4 protein-coding genes are annotated in these 2746 nt (G+C 70.1%); all 4 read right to left on the bottom strand.

Going from position 1 to position 2746, the window contains the following annotated elements; genetic code table 11:
• A partial coding sequence (locus tag ACOJSN_RS01320; RefSeq protein WP_420110705.1) for an OmpA family protein occupies positions 1–476 on the bottom strand: 476 nt, incomplete at its 3' end.
• Positions 473–1162, bottom strand: coding sequence for a hypothetical protein (locus tag ACOJSN_RS01315; protein ID WP_420110704.1), 690 nt, complete (start codon positions 1160–1162; stop codon positions 473–475). The genes ACOJSN_RS01320 and ACOJSN_RS01315, both read right to left, overlap by 4 nt.
• A gap of 112 nt (positions 1163–1274) precedes the next feature.
• Positions 1275–2492, bottom strand: a complete 1218-nt coding sequence (locus ACOJSN_RS01310; protein WP_420110703.1) for a serine/threonine-protein kinase — start codon at positions 2490–2492, stop codon at positions 1275–1277.
• A partial coding sequence (locus ACOJSN_RS01305; RefSeq protein ID WP_420110702.1) for an RNA polymerase sigma factor occupies positions 2489–2746 on the bottom strand: 258 nt, incomplete at its 5' end. The genes ACOJSN_RS01305 and ACOJSN_RS01310, both read right to left, overlap by 4 nt.

Raw genomic sequence — 2746 nt, 5'->3', positions numbered from 1 at the left:
GCGTCGGCGACCGCCTGCGCACGCTCTTGCGAGAGCTCCTGGTTGTCGAAGTCGTGACCGGCGCCCACCGGGTTGGAGTCGGTGTGGCCTTGGACCTGCACGGAGGCACCCTCGGGAGCATCCTCGACCAGCTCAGCGATTCGCTCGGCGGCGGAGTCCGGCAGCTCCCAGCTGTTGATGTCGAACAGGATGTCCGACTGCAGCACGATCACGTTGGGCTCGTCGTCGGTGCCCTCGCCGAGGTACTGGACGTGAGCCTCTGCCGCGTAGTGAAGAACGTGTCCCTCGGGGTGAAAGGTCAGCACGTGCGCGGACGGATCGGGGATGCCGCCCTCCGGCTCGTCCGGCGGAGAGGTCGGAAGGTCGTCGGCGACGGCGGGAGCCAGCCCGATGACGAGGAGCGAGCACGCGAACCCCGCGATCACCGTGGCGCGGACGACCCGGCGTGAGGACAGGGTGCGATCGGCGACGCTCATCGCTCGATCACCACGTCCTCGAACTGCGGCAGGCCCTGGTCGATGCTGATGGTGACCTTCTCGGTACCTTCCTCCGGCAACGCGTAGTTCGCCCACACGAAGAGCGGCTCACCGGAGGTCAGCCGCAGCCCGTTGACGTCGGTCGACCACGGTGAGCTCAGGCTCACCGCCCGATACGTGTACGCCTCGCCCTTCTGCGTGAGCACGTGGTAGGTCTTGAGGTTGTCGCGATCGCTGAGGACCGGCGCGATGAAGGTGTTGCCGGCGTTGTCCACGCGGCCGTGCATCTCGTTGAATGTCAGCTCATCGCCCTCCGCGTGCTCGTAGTCAGCGACGAAGGAGAGCATCAGCACCATGCTCTGTCCCTCCACGCGCAACGAGTGCAGGCCGACCGTGATCTCGCCGTCGCCGTCCGGCATCGGGTAGGTCAGGGCCTCCACCGCGTCGGCAGGGTCGAGGCTGGTGGCCCCGGCGCTCGCTCCGTCATCGCCCGACGCTGTCGAGGACTCGCTGGCCTCGCTCTCGGGTGTCGGCGTCGCGGACCCCTCCGCGTCCGTGGCGGAGGCGCTGGTCGGCTCCTCGAACTCGGCCGAGCCACCGTCGGCGTCGCTGCAGCCGCCCAGCGCGAGCGCGCCGAGGATCGCGAGCCCCACGCTGAAGCGGTACCGGACTGCTCTGCTGGCCATCGTGCTCTCCCTGCTGACGCCGGCGGGCGTCGTCGTGTGTCGGACATGAGTGAGTCGCTGCGGACGCACGGAAAGTTGCAGCACCTACCTGTGAGGTGCCTCACATCAGCGTTCAGTCGACGATCTCCAGCAGATGAACGACCTCGAGGTCGACACCATCCGGAGTGCGAGAACGGAGCACCAGCCGCGCGTCTCCCGGGGTTCGCGCGGTCAGCGTGACCGTCTCCTCGTCGACCACGTAGGAGCCGTTGGGCAGCTGCCACACCCACGTGGTGGGCCCGTCGACCACGGCACGGAACGTCACGCTCTCGCCGACGGTGGCCTGCTCGGGCCCGTCGATGAAGACCCCGGCCTCACCGGACCGGGCAGCGACAGGGTCGGCGCCCAGTCGAAGCCCTCCGAGCAGACCGGCGCCGACCGCGAGCAGCACGATCATGACCGTCAGCAGGCGCCGCGAACGGCGCGGGAGCCACCCGGAACGCGGCCGATCGCGGGCAGGCTCCTCATGCTGCACCGGCGGTGGCGTGAGCGCCTTCTCGACCTCCGCCAGCCAACGGCGGGCATCGGGGTGCCGGTTGCGTGGCGAGGCCGCAGCACCACGCTTGAGCACCCTGAACAGCCGGGCAGGCAGCTGGTCAGCGTCGGCGCGCATGCGCTCGCACACCCACAGCAGCAGCGCGGACATCGCCCAGATGTCCGCGCGGATGTCCACCACACCCGGGCCATCCTGCTCAGGCGCACGAAAGCCGACGGTGCCGCTCGCCACCGTCAGACCGGAGCTGCGTGCGAGGTCCTTGCACATCCCGAGATCGGCGACGACGAGCCGTTCGTCGGCCTGCACCAGGCTGGCTCGTGCGGTCCCGGCGTCGAGCTGGTCGCTCGCGCCGACCGAGGAGAGCAGCACGTTGCCGGGGCTGAGATCCCTGTGCACGATCCCTCGGGCATGCACCGCCTCCACCGCCGCAGCGAGCGGCCTCGCGAGGGCGAGGACATCGGCTGCCGTGGCGACTCGGCCCGCCGCCCGCAGCGCCTCCACGCGCGCCGCGAGCGTTCCGCGGTCCGCGTGCTCCAGCACCAGGTACGGCTGCTGACGGTCGGACTCTCCGATGTCGTGCACCGCCACCACGTGCGCGCTGGCGACCCGGCGCAGCGTTCGCCCCTCGGCCAGGAATCGCTCGCGGATCTGCGGGTTGAGGCTGTGGTTCTCCGCGAGCACCTTGACCACGACCTCATCGTCGAGAGCCGCGTCGTGCGCCCGGTGCACGGTCGCGAACGAGCCCACCCCGATGACTCCGTCCAGGCGGTAGCGGCCGAGCCGCTCACCGCTCACCGCTCAACCGCCGAAGGCCCTAGGTCGGCCATGCGCTCGGCGATCAGCGCGCGGCCACGGGAGACCTGCGCCTTGACCGTGCCTTCCGCTCGCCCGAGGCGCTCGGCGATCTCGGCGTACGCAAACCCGTGCAGATCTCGCAGCGAGACCGCCTCCCGGTAGTGCTCCGGTAGGGACGCGATCGCCTCCTGCACGGTCTCGCGAGTGGCGATCAACGAGCTCATCCGGTGTCCAGGAGCGCGCAGCTCATCCGG

This window comes from Pseudactinotalea sp., from assembly GCF_048594945.1.
Classification (GTDB): Bacteria; Actinomycetota; Actinomycetes; order Actinomycetales; family Beutenbergiaceae; genus Pseudactinotalea.
Note: the sequence above shows the minus strand (reverse complement) of the source record. Positions and strands in the feature narration are given on the sequence as shown.